The following is a 16,056-nucleotide window of genomic DNA, read 5'->3' as shown; positions in this document are numbered from 1 at the left end:
GGAAAAAAATGACCATGCTCGAATACGCAATCTACGACGTTTTCACGGCGGAACGTTACCAGGGCAATCCGCTTGCGGTCGTCTTCGGAGCGGACGGGCTCAGCGATGACGCGATGCAGACGATCGCGATCGAGTTCAATCTTTCCGAGACGATCTTTCTGCTGGCGCCGGAACACGCCTCGCATTCGGCAAGCGTGCGCATCTTTACGCCGGGCGGAGAGCTGCCCTTTGCCGGTCATCCGACGGTGGGTGCGGCGATTGCCCTGGCAGAGCGCCAGCACGGCATGGACACCGAACGCGACATGGTGACGGTGCTTTCGGAAAAGGTCGGGCCGGTGCGCTGCGCGGTCAAGCTTGTGCCGGGTGCGGTGAGCTTTGCCGAGTTCGATCTGCCGAAGCTCTCCCGCAAGGTGGAAGAGACGATCACGCGTGAAAAGCTCGCCGATTCGCTCGGCATCTCTCCGGGGGATATCGGCTTCGAGAATCACGTGCCGATGATCTGGTCGGCGGGCGTGCCTTTTGCGCTCATACCGGTGCGCAACCTCTCGGTGATGGAGAATATTGCCTACGACAAACGGCTCTGGCTTTCCTTTGCACCGATGGTCGATGGTCTTCCTGTGTGGGCCTATCCCTATACGCGCGGCGGCGTGCGCCATGATGCCCAGTTCCATGTCCGCATGTTTGCCGCTGAAACGATCGAGGAGGATCCGGCGACCGGCTCTGCCGCTGCGGCCTTTTCCGGTGCGATCCAGCATTTCGATGCCCTTGGCGAGGGCTCGCACAGCCTTGTCATCGAGCAGGGCGTGGAGATGGGACGGCCGTCCTATATCCGGCTCAATCTGGAGATCGGCAATACCGGTCACATCAGTGCAGCCCGTATCGGCGGTCAGGCGCTCTGCGTTGCGCGCGGAACTTTGCTTCAGGCTTGAGCTTTCCGGCGGGTGCGTGAGGGCATTTCGGGCTGGTTCGACAGGCAGAAGCGGCTGTCTGTCGACTTCGCATCAGGAAAAGCTGAAAAAATTTGCTGCAGCGCTGGACACGGTCGCGAATCCTCGTTATACGCCCATCCAACGACGCAAACGCGCCGTTCTCGTGGGTGATTAGCTCAGTTGGTAGAGCAGCTGACTCTTAATCAGCGGGTCGTAGGTTCGAACCCTACATCACCCACCATTCTCTTTCTTATCAAATAGATCCGCCTTGGAAGCTTCGCGGTAGGATCGCCGTTGGGATTTGTTTCGGACCGTCGTGATGGCGGTCGGCAGCGTTTCTGCGGGTGAAAAATTTCCGGTCGATTTTTCTCTTTGGAAGCGGCGAACGCTGCAGCATGGATCGCGCACCATGCCTGCTGCAAGCGGTGTGGTTTCCGCGCCGGTTTTCCGTGTCTACGAGCGGCCCTCCGGAGGGGGGCGGCTCGGCGGCCAGAGCGTCTGACGAAGGGCAATTCGGAAGCGTGCCGAGGTCTCAGTCGAGATGCCGCCCGACGGGCGCGCCGCCCTCTTTTGAGGGGGCGAAGGGACTTCGGTAAACTATGCGGCGGTTGCTTACGCAGTACCTGAAACGGCACTCCCGGAAACGCGAGACTGATAAGTCCGGGAGTTCTTTGCCGTGCAACCGTCCGCTGAAACGAGTGATATCGAAAGATCGTTACCGGTTGGTTAGCGGTCGCGCATAAATGCGAGAAAACTCCGAAATCGCACCGGTCACCCACGTAAAAACCGGGTCTTGCAGTTTGTCATTTTCCTGAAGCGGACGTATCGTGGCACGGGTCGGCAGCCGCCGCAATTTCGCCGGGACCGCGGTCCATAGGGGAGGTAAGATCGGAGGAATGACCCACATGAAGCTCAGTCTTGCAGCCTTTCTGCTGGCGACAGCAGGCACCCTTGCCGCAGGTGGCGCGCAGGCGGGCGAGGGGTGTTCCGACGTGACGGTCGCCGAATTGAACTGGCCCTCGGCCGGACTTGCAGCCTGGGTCGACAAGTTGATCATGGAGGCGGGCTACGGCTGCAGCGTCACCTTGATCGAAGGTGACACCAACAGCGCGGTCGACGGCATTGTCGAGGAGGGCGTGCCGCAGATCATTCCCGAATTCTGGTTCGAGAGCATTTCGCCAGCGCTTGAAGAAGCGGTCGCCGACAAGCGTGTGGCCTTCGGCGCGGCGCTTTTGGGCGAAGGCGGGGTCCAGGGCTGGTGGATGCCGAAATTCATCGCCGACGCCAATCCGGGTATCACCACCGTGCAGGACGCGCTGAAGCATCCCGAACTGTTCATGGCGGCAGAAGATGGCGGCAAACCGGCGGTATTCAACTGTCCCGAGGGCTGGGTCTGTCGCGTCTCCACGGAAAACCTGTTTCGTGCGCTCGACGGAGAGGAGAAGGGCTTTGCGCTCTATGATGTGAAGGATGCGTCCGAGCTCGATGACAGCATTCGTCGCGCCTTTGCGGAAAACAAGGGATGGCTCGGCTATTACTGGGCGCCGACGGCGCTTCTCGGCGATCATGACATGGTCAAGCTTTCTTTCGGGGTGGAGTTCAGCAAGCCGCAATGGGACAGCTGCACCATTGTAGAAGGTTGTCCGGATCCGAAGCTCAATGCCTATCCGGTTTCCGCCGTCTACACGCTGATCGACAGCGACATCGTCACCGAGGAGCCCGAGCTGACGGCCTATCTGAATGCGCGCTCCTGGAGCAACAGGACCGTCAGCGAAGTGCTGGCGTGGATGAGTGACGAGAACGCCGACAACGAGGCCGCTGCGCACCATTTTCTGAGTGAATACCCCGATGTCTGGAAGGCGTGGCTTCCGCAAGACATTGCCCGGAAGGTGGAGCAGTCCCTCGAACCGAACGGGTGATTGCGCGGGGCGTCACCGCGCGCTATGATCCTTTCGTGCCGGCGAGGGCGGTGGACAGTCCACGGGGATGGTCTCCGTGTCTATCGTCAGTGTCTTGCGATCAACACAGCGGACGCCTCTATTGATCTACGAATCGTTCGCTTTCGCAATACGTCCGCCCGCCGGCACATTTTCCTGCTCCCTTTCCAGATGGTGACGCCGATGCGTGAGACGACGCTCGTTCTGGGAGGTGCGCGCTCCGGGAAATCGCGTCATGCGGAAATGCTGGCGCGCGCAAGCTGCGGCCCGCACCACTACATTGCCACTGCCGAAATCCGCGATGATGCGGAAATGGCGGCACGCATTGCCAGGCACAGGGCGGAGCGTGGCGGAGGCTGGACGACCCACGAGACGCCGTTCGCGCTTGTGGAGCGTCTTGAGGCGCTCGTTGCGGCGCCATCGCCCGTCGTTGTCCTCGACTGTCTGACCCTGTGGCTCACCAATCTCATCCTGGACGATCGCGATATCGCAGCCGAATCCCGGCGCCTCGCCGGTTTCGTCGCGCGCTGTCCCTACCGGCTGATCATGGTCAGTAATGAGGTTGGACTTTCGATCGTGCCGGACAATGCGCTGGCGCGGCGGTTTCGCGATGAGGCCGGTATCTTGAACCAGACGATCGCAGCCGCGTCCTCAGAGGTAATCTTCATGGCCGCGGGCTTGCCGCTCCACCTTAAAAATGGCTCACAAGCCACTGATACATAGGATTGTTCGGGTCTACGAAAACCTTGATGGCCATTGCCATGCAGGAAACCACCAGCAGCGGCCGGATGATCTTCGCCCCATTCTTCATGGCGAGCTTCGACCCGGTCTGGGCTCCGATAAACTGACCTGCTCCCATCACCAGGCCGACCTTCCAGAGGATGGCGCCGCCGAAGATGAAGACGGCGAAAGCACCGACATTGGTCGAGAGATTCAGGAACTTGGTGCGCGCGGTCGCCTTCAGCAGGCCCAGCCCGCCAAGCGTCACGAAGGCGATCATGAAGAACGATCCGGTTCCGGGGCCAAACAGCCCGTCGTAAAAGCCGATTGCGGGGACAACCAGGACCGCAAACAGCGGCGCGGACAGGCGCTCATGGCGGTCGCTGTCATCAACGCCGCTACGCAGCGCAAAGTAGAGGCCGATTGCGATCAGCAGAAAGGGCAGGGCGGCGCGCAAGGCATCGCCCGAGATCAGCGTCGCGACCAGTGCACCGGCAGCCCCGCCTGCAAAGCCCAGAAGCGCCATCGGCCACTGGGTTCTCGGATCAACCCTGCCAGCGCGGGTATAGGAGATGGTCGCGGACGCCGCGCCGAATATCCCCTGCAGCTTGTTGGTTCCGAGCGCCTGCAAGGGCGGAACGCCGGCAATCAGCAGCACGGGAATGGTGATCAACCCGCCGCCACCTGCAATCGAATCGATGAAACCGGCGATGAAGGCGGCGAGAAACAGGATCAGCAGCAGTTGGATGGTTGCTTCGAACACGCAGATCACCGGTTACAATTGGGTGTGACACCACCGCTGGGACGGGCGGCGTTTCCTTTTTTCTCCGGATCGTGTAGGCCCTTTCTCAACCCGGCGCAAATGCCGTATTTCGATTTATGAGAGCAGGATGCTTTTTCATGCACAAGGTAATTTTCGACACGGATCCCGGTATTGACGATGCGATGGCGCTTCTGTTTCTGGAGCGGCATCCCGATATCGAGCTTCTCGGCATCACGTCTGTCTTTGGCAACGCCTCTGCCGATACCACCACCCGCAATGCGCAGTTCCTGAAGCGCGAATTCGGCATCGGCGCGCCGGTTTCCCGCGGCGCGGACGTGACCTTCGATCCGGCCCGCCCGATGGCGCCCTGGCCGACCTTCGTCCACGGCGTCAACGGTCTCGGTGATATCGACGTGCCGGAGACTGTCGACGATGTGCCGGTCGATCCGCGGCCGGCCTTCCAGTTCATCATCGATACGGTGCGCGAGCATCCGGGCGAGGTCGAGATCGTGGCTGTCGGTCGCATGACCAATCTGGCGATGGCGCTTGCGCGTGACCCGGAAATTGCCGGTCTGGTCAAGCAGGTCGTGGTCATGGGCGGCGCATTCGAGACCAATGGCAATGTCACGCCGGCTGCCGAAGCCAACATCCATGGCGACCCGGAAGCGGCCGATGTCGTGTTCACCGCGCCGTGGAAGGTCGTGATCATCGGCCTCGACGTCACGCTCCAGACCGTGATGACCCGTTCGACGATGAAGGAACTGGCAGCCAAAGGCGGCCCGGCGGTCGAACTGCTCGCCCGGATTTCCGATCCCTATATCGATTTCTACAGCCAGCAGGTTGATGACGGCATGGTGGTGCATGACAGTTGCGCCTGCGCCTATGTCGTCGCGCCGGAGCTTTTCGGCCTGAGGTCGGGCGCGGTGCGCGTCGTCTGCGGCGGGATCGCCGACGGGCTCACGCTCCAGAAGCCTGCGGGCCAGGCCTTCGGTCCGAGCCAGTGGGATGACAGGTCCGAGCAGAAGGTCGCAATGACGATCGAGGCCGAGAAGGTCGTGGATCTGATCGCCAGGACGCTCGTCGCCTGAAACAGGCAGAACACGCGGCCGTTTTCAGCCGATGTGTTTACCTTAATGACAGTATCGCGTTGATTGGCATCCCCGTTACACATACCGTTCTTCAGGGACTTGTGTGTAGCGGGGATTATCATGCGTGCAATACTTCTGGCACTTGCCATATTGCTTGGGGCGTCTTCCGTGGCGGAGGCTGCCCGCAAATCCGGCGACGAGATATTCGAGCCTGGCCAGGTCGTGGCTGCGGTGAGCCTGTCGACCCAGACCATGAAGGTCATCATCGACGGCTATCCGCGCTATGTCTGGCCGGTCTCGACCGGTGCGGGCGGCTATGCGACGCCCTATGGCGTCTATGGCGCGGAATGGTTTTCGAAGAACCATCGCTCGCGCAAATATAACAATGCCCCGATGCCGTATGCGATCTTCTTCCATCATGGCTACGCCGTGCATGGAACGGACCAGCTGTCGCGTCTCGGCAGGCCAGCTTCCCACGGCTGCGTCAGACTTCATCCGGAAAATGCGGCAGTTCTGTTCGATCTTGCGCGCAGCATTGGCGTGGAAAACATGACGGTCGTGATCGGCGACTGACGGCGCGTGCACTTTGCCGCCGTCGGCTGCCGCGCGTCCTTTGATGGCCGCAGATGTCGGAACAGCTCAGTCGTTGCCGGCCGCCGCGTTCAGTCTCTCGATATCCGGCACTCTGACGTGGCGGTTGTTTTCGATGATGACAATCTTCTCATTGCGAAGCTTGGTCATCTGGCGGCTGACGGTCTCGATGGTCAGTCCCAGGAAATCGGCGATGTCGGCGCGCGACAGCGGCAGATCGAAGGTGCAGCCATCTTCGGCCAGCGGATCGATATGGGTCGCGATCAGATGCAGGAAAGAAGCGACCTTTTCCTGTGCCGTCTTGCGGCCGAGCGTCAGCATCCAGTCGCGGGCTTCGTCGAGTTCCTTCAGCGACTGGTCGTAGAGCTTGTGTTCAAGCTCGGGCGACTGGGCAATCAGGCGCTCGAGTGCTGCCCGCGGGAAGGCGCAGATCTCCGTCTCGGTTGCTGCTTCCGCCGTAAGGGCGCTCTCCCGAGAAAACGGACGCCCCATGAAATCGGGTGCAAACTGCAGGCCGACGATCTGCTGACGGCCATCCGCCATCATCTTCGAAAGCTTGACCACGCCGCGCAAGATGTTCGAATAGGCGTCGACGCTCTCGCCCTGGCCGATGACTTCGGCGCCGCCATCGATGGTACGCCTCGAAGAATGCTTGTTGAGCTGCGCCAGCTGCTCCGGAGAAAGGACACCACAAATCCCGCCATGGCGCGCCTCGCAAGCCTTGCAGATCTGCGGGATCTGGCCTTCTTCGACGGAAAGGTGGGGCTTGTTGCTCATGTCATTCTCCCGATCCGCCGGACGCGGATCCCAACTGCTTGAATTGCGAATTCGCAAATGGATGTAGACGGGCGATCCTCTCCCGACAACCGTATTCATGCAAAGTTCGGCGCGTGCGCTCCGATAGTTGATTAAAGTCAAAGCCAGCGCAAGGCCCTCCGTCTAAGCCGGTTCCAAGCTCAAACTCGGAGGGACGCGTCATGACGTCGCAACGCCAATTGCTGCAGAAGTTCTCGGAGCCGGTACCGCGCTACACCAGCTATCCCACCGCGCCGCATTTTCACGAAGGCGTGGACGCGCAGACCGTCAGCACCTGGATTTCGGGTTTGGGGGCTGGCAAGACCCTGTCGCTCTACATCCATATTCCCTATTGCGACCGGCTCTGCTGGTTCTGCGCCTGCCACACCAAGCACACGCTGAAATATGAGCCCTTGGCCGCCTATCTCGAAAGCCTGAAATGCGAGATCGAAACCATGGGCCGGCTGGTGTCACGCGATGTCGTGGTGACCGGGCTCCATTGGGGCGGCGGCTCGCCAACCATGCTGAACCCGGGAGACATGCACCGCCTCATGGGCTGGCTGCGCGCGGCCTTCAATTTCGCCGAGGACGCGGAAATCAGCGTGGAAATGGACCCGAACGACCTCAGCGAGGCAGGCTATGACGCGCTTGCCGAGATCGGCGTTACCCGCGCGAGCCTCGGCGTACAGGATTTCGACCGCAAGGTTCAGGAGACTATCAACCGCCTCCAGACATTCGAACAGACGGCGGACGTGATTGCCGCGATGCGCGCGCGCGGCGTCAAGTCGGTCAATTGCGACCTTCTCTACGGTCTGCCCTATCAAACGATCGACACCATGGCGAAGACGGTCGCTGATATCATTTCGCTGCGGCCCGACCGGATCGCGTTGTTCGGCTATGCCCATGTGCCGTGGATGAAGAAGCATCAGGCGCTGATCCCCCAAGAGGCGCTTCCAGATGCCGACGAGCGCTTCCGCCAGATGAGCCATGCGGCAGCCATGCTTGGCGAGGCGGGCTATGTCGCTATCGGCATCGACCATTTCGCGCTTCCAGGCGATACGCTTGCAAAGGCGCAGCGCGGCGGCAGGCTCCGTCGTAATTTCCAGGGCTATACCGATGAGAGCGCCGATGCGCTGATCGGTCTCGGCGCCTCGTCGATCAGCCAGTTGCCGCAGGGCTACTGGCAGAACATGCCGGCGATCGGCGAATACCGGCGTCAGGCGGAAGCCGGCAAGCTTCCCGTCGTCCGCGGCATCGCGCTCCAGCCCTGCGACCACGTCCGCGCCTTCGTGATCGAGCGAATCATGTGCGCCTATGGTTTTTCGGCCTGCGAATTGAAGAGCCGGTTCGCCGGCGATGCCGATCCGGTAATCGCGGAAGCTGAAGCCTATGCCCGCGCTAATCCCGACCTGTGCCGTTATGACAGGTTCGGATTTCACTTGAAAAATGAGGTTTTTCCCTTCGCCCGCTCTGTTGCTGCGGTTTTCGATACCTATCTTGGGCACGGAAAGGGCCGTCATTCATCTGCGGTCTAAGTCGTAAAAATTGCCCTCTCTCGCCTTGCGGCCATTGGCTTTTCGCCGATCTTTGCCTATGAGGAGGGCTGAATTGAAAGATAAGAGGTATTTGGCGTGAGCGCTACATTTGATAAAGTTGCCGATATCATCGCGGAAACGAGCGAAATCGATCGCGATCAGATTACGCCGGAAAGCAATACGATCGACGATCTCGGCATCGACAGCCTCGATTTTCTCGATATCGTCTTTGCGATCGACAAGGAATTCGGTATCAAGATTCCGCTCGAAAAGTGGACGCAGGACGTCAACGAGGGCAAGGTCGATGCGGATGAGTACTTCATCCTGAAGAATCTCTGCGCCAAGATCGACGAGCTGAGAGCGGCCAAGCAGTCTTAAGGGCAAGATCAGCCCGCCTGGCTTCATCGCGAAACTGTTGCAGGGGCTGGATGCACAATGCTGCTTGAATATTTCCAGATGATCGACCGGATCGTGTCGGCGGATATTTCCGCCGGTACGGTCGTTGCGCGTTCGGTGGTGCCTGAAAAGAGCCCGGTTTTCGAAGGGCATTTTCCGGGCATGCCGCTGGTGCCTGGCGTGCTTTTGATCGAGACGATGGCGCAGGCCTCGGGCATGATGCTGCTCGGCGTCAACAATTGTACGGCCATGCCGTTTCTGATGATGGTCGACAGCGCCAAGCTGCGCGGCTTCGTCGAGCCGAACGCTGTACTCGACATCGAGGCGAGCCTCGAGCACGAGGGCTCCGGCTTTGCGGTGACCAAGGCGAAGATTGCTTCCGACGGAAAGCCGATCGCCAGCGCCCAGCTCAAATTCCGCACCATGTCCTTCGAAGATAATGAACTAGCGCCGATCGTGAAGCGGCGCGCCGAGGAAGTCGGCCTGTTTGCGGCGATCGCCGGGCAGGTCGCTGAAAGGTCCTGAAATGACGAAATCGGCCAATGATGTAGTCGTCACCGGTATCGGTCTTGTTACGAGTTTTGGCGTCGGCCGCGTGCCGCATGTGTCGATGCTGACCGGCGAAAGGCCCGAGATCCGGATCGACAGCGAAATCTGCGCACCCTATCCGGTGCATCCGCTGCCGGAGATCGACTGGAAGGACCAGATCCCGAAGCGCGGTGACCAGCGCCAGATGGAAAACTGGCAGCGTCTCGGCGTTTATGCCGCTGGCCTCGCGCTCGACGATGCCGGCATGAAGGACAGTGAAGAGCTGGTCGCGACGATGGACATGATCGTTGCAGCCGGCGGTGGCGAGCGCGATATCGCCGTCGACACGCTGATCGCCAACGAGGCGCTGCAGCGCAACGACCGCGAGGTTCTGCTCAACGAGAAGCTGACGACCGAACTGCGCCCGACGCTGTTTCTGGCCCAGCTTGCCAATCTCGTCGCCGGCAATATCTCGATCGTCCACAAGGTCGCGGGCTCTTCGCGGACCTTCATGGGCGAGGAGGGTGCCGGCATTTCTGCCGTCGCCACCGCTTACGCCCGCATTCTGGCGGGCCAGTCCACGCATACGCTGGTGGGCGGCTCCTTCATCGCCGAGCGCCGTGACATTCTGCTGATGATGGAATCGTCACACGCGCTTTCGCGCGGTGAATGGGCGCCGCTCTGGGACCGTCCCGAAGACGCCGACGGCGGCATGATCATGGGCACGGCCGGTGCCTTCCTGGTGCTGGAATCGCGTGAACATGCCGAAGCGCGCGGCGCGCATGTCTATGCCGTCCTTGAAGGCGTCGAAGGTGATCGCGGCAAGCGCGACGAGGGCCGTTTCGAAAAGCGCCTTGCGCGCCTGTTTTCTGACGCCGGGTTTGAGGGCAAGGCCGGCGAGGCGGTGTTCTCCGGCGCAACGGGTCTCAGCGAGATCACGGCACGCGAGGCGGGCTTCCTGAAGGAGCATTTTCCGGAAGCGGGACTTCGCGGCTATACCGGTATCACAGGGCACGCCATGGAAGCCAATTTCACGCTCGGTATCGCGCTTGCAGCGCTTGCGCTTGACGGCAAGGCGAAGGTTCCGGTGTTCAACGGCGGCGCCGAGCAGGCAATGTCGGCCCCCGCCGGGAAGATTGCGGTTACCACCGTCGGGCATCAGCGCGGCGAAGGCGTCGCTGTCTTGACCTCTGAGAAATAAGGAAGGACCGGCAGATGACGAATGCCTACACAGATCATCTCGGCCGCCCGCTCGTTGCCGTAACAGGCATGGGCGTGGTGACGTCGCTCGGTCGCGGTATCGAGGACAACTGGAAGAAGCTGACGGCTGGCGTTTCCGGGATCCATGCGATCTCGCGCTTTCCGACGGATCATCTCTCGACGCGGATTGCCGGCACGGTTGATTTCATTCCCTCCGAACCCAATGCCGTTGCCCGCTCCTACGCCTTTGCGGAAGCAACGATCGAGGAGGCCCTTGCGGCCTCCGGCCTTTCCGGCGATTTCGATGCGCCTCTGTTTCTGGCGGCGCCTCCGGTCGAACCCGAATGGTCAATGCGCTTTGCCCTTGCCGACCGATCGGGCCCACCTGCCGAGGAAAACGATGCCTATATCCGCTTTCTCGCCGCGATGCGCGAACGGGGTGATCGTGAATTCCACGAGGCGGTGCTGTTCGGCTCGATTTCGGAACGGATTGCCGACAAGTTCGGCACGCGCGGCTTGCCGGTGACCACGTCCACGGCCTGCGCCTCGGGTGCGACCGCGATCCAGCTTGGCGTCGAGGCGATCCGCCAGGGGCGGACCGAGCGGGCGATGACGGTTGCGACCGATGGTTCGGTCAGCGCCGAATCGCTGGTGCGCTTCTCGCTTCTTTCTGCGCTTTCCACCCAGAACGATCCGCCGGAGAAGGCCTCGAAGCCCTTCAGCAAGGATCGCGATGGTTTCGTGATCGCGGAGGGCGCGGCAACGCTGATCCTCGAATCGCTGTCCTCGGCTGTCGCCCGCGGTGCGAAGGTTTACGGCATCGTGCGCGGCTGCGGCGAAAAGGCCGACCATTTCCACCGCACGCGTTCGTCTCCCGATGGCGCGCCGGCAATTGCCACCATCCGCGCAGCGCTCGATGATGCCGGCCTCGACATTGACGGGATCGATTACATCAACGCCCACGGCACCTCGACGCCGGAAAACGACAAGATGGAATATTCCTCGCTCAATGCCGTGTTCGGCGAGCGGCTGAAGTCCATCCCGCTTTCCTCCAACAAGTCGATGATCGGCCATACGCTGACGGCGGCTGGCGCGGTCGAGGCGGTGTTCTCGTTCCAGTCAATGCTGACGGGCGTGCTGCCGCCGACGATCAATCACGTCAATCCGGATCCGGCGATCGAACTCGACGTGGTGCCGAATGTGAAGCGCGAGGCCGATATCGGCTCCGTGATCTCCAATTCGTTCGGCTTCGGCGGACAGAATGCCTGCCTGGTGATGACGCGCGAGCCGAAGTGACGGGTAGCGCGGCACGTCACCTTTGGCTATAAACGCCGCACGCGAGAACAATACGAAGGAAAACCGATGCGCGCCTTGCAGCTGACCGATGACCGCAAGATCGAACTGCGGGATGTGGCCGAACCGGATGCCCCGGCGCCCGGCGAAGTGACGCTGAAGCTGAAGGCCGTCGCGCTCAACCATATCGATGTCTGGGGATGGCGTGGCATGGCCTTCGCCAAGCGCAAGCTGCCGCTGACCATTGGCGCGGAAGCTTCCGGCGTCGTCGAAGCGATCGGGGCAGGGGTTTCCAACGTCCTGCCCGGCGATCTGGTCGCCATCTACGGGGCGCGGATTTGCGGGCGTTGCAAGGCCTGCCGCGAAGGCCGCGACAATCTCTGCGAGCATGTCGGCGGCGTGCACGGCTTCCACCTCGACGGGTTCGCTCAGGAAAAGATCAACATTCCCGCCCGTCAGCTCGTTGCGGCACCTCCGGGCGTCGATGCGATCGGTGCGGCGCTCGCGCCGGTAACCTTCGGCACTGTCGAGCACATGCTCTTCGATAATGCCAAGCTGCAGCCGGGCGAGACCATTCTCGTCCATGCCGGCGGCTCCGGCATCGGTTCGGCGGCGATCCAGCTTGCCAAGAAGATGGGCTGTACAGTGATCACCACGGTCGGCTCAGAAGACAAGATGGAAAAGGCCCGAGCACTCGGCGCCGATCACGTCATCAATTACCGCGAAGACCGCTTCGAGGGCGTCGTGCGCAAGCTGACGAAGAAGAAAGGCGTCGATGTCGTGTTCGAACATGTCGGCGCCGATACCTGGGCTGGCTCGATGCTGTCGATGAAGCGCGGCGGCCGTCTGGTCACGTGCGGATCGACCTCCGGCGTTTCCACCAATGTCAATCTGATGATGCTGTTCCAGCAGCAGCTGAAGCTTCTCGGCTCGTTCGGCTGCCGCATGGAGAACATGGCCAACGCGATGCAGAAGATGGCGCAGGGCGTGGTTCACCCGGTAATCGATACGCTTGTCGATTTCGACGGCATCGACAAGGCGCTGGAGCGGATGGAATCGCGCCAGATCTTCGGCAAGATCGTGCTTCAGATCGACGCGTGAAAACGGGTTTCGTTGTTGGCGAGGCTGGACTTCGTCGGTAAAAGACAGGCAGCGGCGCATGCGCGTCGCAAACCTGCAATTCTGGGCTGAAGCCGTTGAAGTTATTCATTACCCGCATCGTTCTTAAATCCCGGCAGTATCGCCAGTGGCTCGTTGCCTATCTGATCTTTGCGCTGTTGTCGGTGCTCAAGCTGTTTCCGACGGATGGGTCCATCCGGTTTGCAGACTGGGCGATGCGCAAGATCGGTCCCCATACCGGGCGGCACAAGCTGATTCTCGAAAACCTCCAGAAGGCCTTCCCTGAAAAGGACGCGGCAGAAATCGAACACATTGCGGTGGCAAGCTGGGGCCATATTGGCAGGCTCGCCGCGGAGTATGTGTTTCTCGACGATCTGTTCGATTTCGACCCGAATGCGCCGACGCCCGGCCGAATCGAGGTTGAGGGCGTCGAACGTTTCCTGACCCTGATGGAGCGCAATCAGCCCTTCATCGTCTTTACCGCCCATACCGGCAATTTCGAGCTTCTGCCGGTGGCTGCAGCTTCATTCAATCTGCATGTGTCCGTGCTGTTTCGCCCGCCCAACAACCCGTATATCGCCGAAAAGGTGTTCCGCTTCCGGCGCAAGCGCATGGGCGATCTCGTGCCCTCGCATGCGGGCTCCGCTTTCGCGCTGGCGGGGACGCTGGAAAAGGGCGGCGGCGTCGGCGTGCTGGTGGACCAGAAGTTCAAGCGCGGCACGCAGACGACCTTCTTCGGTCAGCCGGTGCATACCAATCCGTTGCTGGGAAAGCTTGCGCGCCAGTTCGACTGTGCGATCTATCCCGCGCGCTGCATCCGCCTTCCGGGCAACCGTTTTCGTCTGGTGCTGGAGGATGAGATCACGCTTCCCTTGAACGAGAAGGGTGCCATCGACGTGCCGGCCACCGCCCAGATCCTGAACGACAAGGTGGAAAGCTGGGTGCGGGAATATCCCGAGCAGTGGCTGTGGTACCATGATCGATGGAACCGCCGGAAGCCGATTTATTGATCTATCTTACGAGCTTCCTGATTTAATATACTGGAAATACAGGATTTTTTTGCTCTCTGTCGCGCTGTCAGGCGGTCGTCTCCGGTTTGCGCGGTCACTGCGGCGGTTTGAGCCCCGAGACGAACTGACTTTCGAATGCGATATGGCGCCGGAGCATGGTAAACAGGCCGCGCAGCAGATAGCCGGCAGCTTCCTTGTTCACCTCTTCATCGCGCGCAAGCCGTGCCAGCACTTCGCTCGCTTCCTCGGCGACGCAAAGGTCCTCGAAATGCTCGTTCTTGAGCCGCTCGAACGCGCTTGCCGGTGCGGATCGCAACCTGACCGTCGGAAAGACCTGTCGCTCCTCCCGTTGCTGGGCGCGTTCCAATAGCGGGATCAGGGTTTGCGAGAGGCAGCGGCAGCTTTGCCTGTCGACATTGCCGGGCAGCGAATCGGCGACCGCCTCCAGCGCGTCGCAAAGACCGTTGATCGTGTCGTGGGTTGAGGACAGGGCCGAATAGGGCGCCAGGTTTTCGGCCAGGATCGGTTCGCGCACGTCTGTTTCCCATTCTTGCTGTCGTGGGTCGGCCCTCTGCCGTAACGCCCATTGTGGTGCGAAATGTGGGGCTCGTTCATTGACTTGAGTCAACGGAGGCGCGCTTCGGGTCAGCGAGGGGTGGGGACGGAGCGAAAGGCCGCATTTTCCGGGCCTGCGGATGAAATTTGTTCATAAATCTTGAATAGGACTGGTGCAGGATTCGGCTAAAAGCAATGCTTTGAGAAGAGCGGTAGAGACGGAAGGATAATTCATGTCACGCAGTGCATTGGCGATTGTTCTGGCGGCCGGCGACGGGACGCGGATGAAGTCGTCGAAAACGAAGATGTTGCATGACGTGGCAGGCCGTCCGATGGCGGCGCATGTGGTTGATACCGTATCGCGCTCGGGCGTTGATGCCGTGGCGCTGGTGGTCGGGCGCGACGGCGACAAGGTCGCTGCAGCCTGCGCGCTCCCGGGCGTTGCCCTTGAAGCCTTCGAGCAGACCGAGCGGCTTGGAACGGCGCATGCGGTGCTTGCTGCGCGGGAGGCGCTTGCACGCGGCTATGACGATGTGATCGTGACCTATGGCGATACACCGCTTGTGACGGGCGAGACGCTTGCACGCGCCCGGGCAGCCCTTGCCGAGGGCTATGACGTGGTGGTGATCGGCTTCGAAACGGCGGAGCCTGCAGGCTACGGGCGGCTCTTGACGCGCGACGGCGCGCTCTATGCCATCCGCGAGGAAAAGGATGCCAGCGCGGAAGAACGCAAGGTAACGCTGTGCAACAGCGGACTGATGGCCTTCAATGGCCGGCGCGCGCTCGAATTCCTCGACGCGATCGGAAACGACAATGCCAAGCGTGAATTCTATCTGACCGACATCGTCGAGGTTGCGCTTTCCAAGGGCGGCCGGGCCGGCGTGGTGATGGCAGATGCCGATGAGGTTCTGGGCTGCAACAACCGCGCCGAGCTCTCCGAGCTGGAACGCATCTGGCAGACCCGCCGGCGACGCGCGCTGATGCTTGACGGGGTAACCATGATTGCGCCGGAAACCGTGTTCCTGTGCCATGACACCGTCATCGGCGCCGATTGCGTTATCGAGCCCAATGTGGTTTTCGGCCCCGGCGTCGAGATCGGCGAAAGCGTCGTCATTCATGCCTTCAGCCATATCGAGGGCGCGCGGATCGCTGCTGGCAGCACCGTCGGCCCGTTTGCGAGGCTCCGCCCCGGCGCGGTGCTGCATGAAAATGCCAAGGTCGGCAATTTCTGCGAGGTCAAGAACGGCGATATCGGCCCCGGGGCCAAGATCAACCATCTGTCCTATATCGGCGATGCCACGGTGGGCGCGCGCGCCAATATCGGGGCTGGCACCATCACCTGCAATTATGACGGCGTGAACAAGTTCCGCACAGAGATCGGCGCGGACAGTTTCGTCGGTTCCAATTCGTCGCTGGTCGCTCCCGTCAGCATCGGCGCGCAGGCCTATGTCGGCTCCGGCAGCGTGATCACAAGGGATGTGCCGGACAATGCGCTGGCGATTGCGCGTGGCCGCCAGGAAATCAAGGAAGGGCGGGCAGAGCTGTTGCGTGCCCGTTCGCTCGCTATCAAGGCAGCTCGCAAGGGGAGCAAGTAACA

General features: G+C 61.1%; 16 protein-coding genes and 1 tRNA gene. 14 read left to right on the top strand and 3 right to left on the bottom strand.

Translation table 11 applies throughout. The annotated features are described in order from the left end of the window. Window positions 1-14: 14 nt before the first annotated feature. The 4 genes from HPQ62_RS03880 to cobU all read left to right on the top strand — a co-directional run bounded on the left by HPQ62_RS03880 (window position 15) and on the right by cobU (window position 3,589). A complete protein-coding gene (locus HPQ62_RS03880; protein ID WP_174801434.1) occupies window positions 15-929 on the top strand; it encodes a PhzF family phenazine biosynthesis protein in 915 nt (304 codons plus the stop codon). 165 nt (window positions 930-1,094) lie between these two features. Further along, a tRNA-Lys gene (locus HPQ62_RS03875) sits at window positions 1,095-1,170 on the top strand. Between the two features lie 664 nt (window positions 1,171-1,834). After that, a complete protein-coding gene (locus tag HPQ62_RS03870; protein ID WP_174801160.1) occupies window positions 1,835-2,848 on the top strand; it encodes a glycine betaine ABC transporter substrate-binding protein in 1,014 nt (337 codons plus the stop codon). 201 nt (window positions 2,849-3,049) lie between these two features. After that, entirely contained in the window at window positions 3,050-3,589 is a 540-nt protein-coding gene (gene cobU, locus HPQ62_RS03865; RefSeq protein ID WP_174801159.1) for a bifunctional adenosylcobinamide kinase/adenosylcobinamide-phosphate guanylyltransferase, read from the top strand. On the opposite strand, the gene HPQ62_RS03860 is transcribed toward cobU, so the two are convergent. Next, a complete protein-coding gene (locus HPQ62_RS03860; protein WP_174801158.1) occupies window positions 3,558-4,349 on the bottom strand; it encodes a TSUP family transporter in 792 nt (263 codons plus the stop codon). The two genes, cobU and HPQ62_RS03860, sit on opposite strands and share 32 nt — an antisense overlap. A 137-nt stretch (window positions 4,350-4,486) precedes the next feature. On the opposite strand from HPQ62_RS03860, the gene HPQ62_RS03855 reads away from it, so the two are divergent. Next, the gene (locus tag HPQ62_RS03855) at window positions 4,487-5,437 is read left to right on the top strand and encodes a nucleoside hydrolase (RefSeq protein ID WP_174801157.1); all 951 of its coding nucleotides are present in this window, start codon (window positions 4,487-4,489) and stop codon (window positions 5,435-5,437) included. 120 nt (window positions 5,438-5,557) lie between these two features. Continuing rightward, entirely contained in the window at window positions 5,558-6,010 is a 453-nt protein-coding gene (locus HPQ62_RS03850; RefSeq protein WP_174801156.1) for a L,D-transpeptidase, read from the top strand. Between the two features lie 66 nt (window positions 6,011-6,076). On the opposite strand, the gene HPQ62_RS03845 is transcribed toward HPQ62_RS03850, so the two are convergent. Continuing rightward, complete coding sequence (locus HPQ62_RS03845) at window positions 6,077-6,805, bottom strand: Crp/Fnr family transcriptional regulator (protein ID WP_174801155.1); 729 nt, start codon at window positions 6,803-6,805, stop codon at window positions 6,077-6,079. A 200-nt stretch (window positions 6,806-7,005) separates the two neighbouring features. On the opposite strand from HPQ62_RS03845, the gene hemN reads away from it, so the two are divergent. From hemN to HPQ62_RS03810, 7 genes are all read left to right on the top strand, one after another. Next, window positions 7,006-8,358: an oxygen-independent coproporphyrinogen III oxidase gene (gene hemN / locus HPQ62_RS03840; RefSeq protein WP_174801154.1), complete on the top strand. Its 1,353-nt coding sequence runs from the start codon at window positions 7,006-7,008 to the stop codon at window positions 8,356-8,358. 96 nt (window positions 8,359-8,454) lie between these two features. Continuing rightward, window positions 8,455-8,736 (top strand): acyl carrier protein, encoded by a 282-nt coding sequence (locus tag HPQ62_RS03835; protein WP_018063117.1) that lies wholly within the window; start codon window positions 8,455-8,457, stop codon window positions 8,734-8,736. 57 nt (window positions 8,737-8,793) lie between these two features. Continuing rightward, window positions 8,794-9,279: a 3-hydroxyacyl-ACP dehydratase FabZ family protein gene (locus HPQ62_RS03830; protein WP_174801153.1), complete on the top strand. Its 486-nt coding sequence runs from the start codon at window positions 8,794-8,796 to the stop codon at window positions 9,277-9,279. Between the two features lies 1 nt (window position 9,280). Beyond that, window positions 9,281-10,483 carry a beta-ketoacyl-ACP synthase gene (locus HPQ62_RS03825; protein ID WP_174801152.1) on the top strand — a complete coding sequence of 401 codons (1,203 nt, stop codon included), beginning with the start codon at window positions 9,281-9,283 and terminating at the stop codon, window positions 10,481-10,483. Window positions 10,484-10,497: 14 nt separating this feature from the next. Continuing rightward, a complete protein-coding gene (locus HPQ62_RS03820) occupies window positions 10,498-11,778 on the top strand; it encodes a beta-ketoacyl-ACP synthase (RefSeq protein ID WP_174801151.1) in 1,281 nt (426 codons plus the stop codon). Between the two features lie 66 nt (window positions 11,779-11,844). Continuing rightward, entirely contained in the window at window positions 11,845-12,876 is a 1,032-nt protein-coding gene (locus HPQ62_RS03815) for a zinc-binding dehydrogenase (RefSeq protein WP_174801150.1), read from the top strand. A gap of 95 nt (window positions 12,877-12,971) precedes the next feature. Next, entirely contained in the window at window positions 12,972-13,904 is a 933-nt protein-coding gene (locus HPQ62_RS03810) for a lipid A biosynthesis lauroyl acyltransferase (protein ID WP_174801149.1), read from the top strand. 94 nt (window positions 13,905-13,998) lie between these two features. Here the strand turns inward: HPQ62_RS03810 and HPQ62_RS03805 are convergent, their stop codons facing one another. Beyond that, window positions 13,999-14,439, bottom strand: coding sequence for a hemerythrin domain-containing protein (locus HPQ62_RS03805; RefSeq protein ID WP_174801148.1), 441 nt, complete (start codon window positions 14,437-14,439; stop codon window positions 13,999-14,001). A gap of 253 nt (window positions 14,440-14,692) precedes the next feature. Between HPQ62_RS03805 and glmU the strand changes: the two genes are divergently transcribed. Further along, window positions 14,693-16,054, top strand: a complete 1,362-nt coding sequence (gene glmU / locus HPQ62_RS03800) for a bifunctional UDP-N-acetylglucosamine diphosphorylase/glucosamine-1-phosphate N-acetyltransferase GlmU (RefSeq protein WP_174801147.1) — start codon at window positions 14,693-14,695, stop codon at window positions 16,052-16,054. The last annotated feature ends 2 nt before the right edge of the window (window positions 16,055-16,056 follow it).

It is taken from the genome of Martelella limonii (genome assembly GCF_013344475.1).
Taxonomy (GTDB): domain Bacteria; phylum Pseudomonadota; class Alphaproteobacteria; order Rhizobiales; family Rhizobiaceae; genus Martelella; species Martelella limonii.
This window is presented reverse-complemented; position numbering and strand designations above follow the sequence as displayed.

What these genes read in the sequence shown, in the direction of transcription:
- glmU (WP_174801147.1), top strand. Translation starts at nt 14,693, where the DNA reads ATGTCACGCAGTGCATTGGCGATTGTTCTGGCGGCCGGCGACGGGACG.
- hemN (WP_174801154.1), top strand. Translation starts at nt 7,006, where the DNA reads ATGACGTCGCAACGCCAATTGCTGCAGAAGTTCTCGGAGCCGGTACCG.
- HPQ62_RS03855 (WP_174801157.1), top strand. Translation starts at nt 4,487, where the DNA reads ATGCACAAGGTAATTTTCGACACGGATCCCGGTATTGACGATGCGATG.
- HPQ62_RS03830 (WP_174801153.1), top strand. Translation starts at nt 8,794, where the DNA reads ATGCTGCTTGAATATTTCCAGATGATCGACCGGATCGTGTCGGCGGAT.
- HPQ62_RS03850 (WP_174801156.1), top strand. Translation starts at nt 5,558, where the DNA reads ATGCGTGCAATACTTCTGGCACTTGCCATATTGCTTGGGGCGTCTTCC.
- HPQ62_RS03845 (WP_174801155.1), bottom strand. Translation starts at nt 6,805, where the DNA reads ATGAGCAACAAGCCCCACCTTTCCGTCGAAGAAGGCCAGATCCCGCAG.
- HPQ62_RS03820 (WP_174801151.1), top strand. Translation starts at nt 10,498, where the DNA reads ATGACGAATGCCTACACAGATCATCTCGGCCGCCCGCTCGTTGCCGTA.
- cobU (WP_174801159.1), top strand. Translation starts at nt 3,050, where the DNA reads ATGCGTGAGACGACGCTCGTTCTGGGAGGTGCGCGCTCCGGGAAATCG.
- HPQ62_RS03825 (WP_174801152.1), top strand. Translation starts at nt 9,281, where the DNA reads ATGACGAAATCGGCCAATGATGTAGTCGTCACCGGTATCGGTCTTGTT.
- HPQ62_RS03815 (WP_174801150.1), top strand. Translation starts at nt 11,845, where the DNA reads ATGCGCGCCTTGCAGCTGACCGATGACCGCAAGATCGAACTGCGGGAT.
- HPQ62_RS03880 (WP_174801434.1), top strand. Translation starts at nt 15, where the DNA reads ATGCTCGAATACGCAATCTACGACGTTTTCACGGCGGAACGTTACCAG.
- HPQ62_RS03870 (WP_174801160.1), top strand. Translation starts at nt 1,835, where the DNA reads ATGAAGCTCAGTCTTGCAGCCTTTCTGCTGGCGACAGCAGGCACCCTT.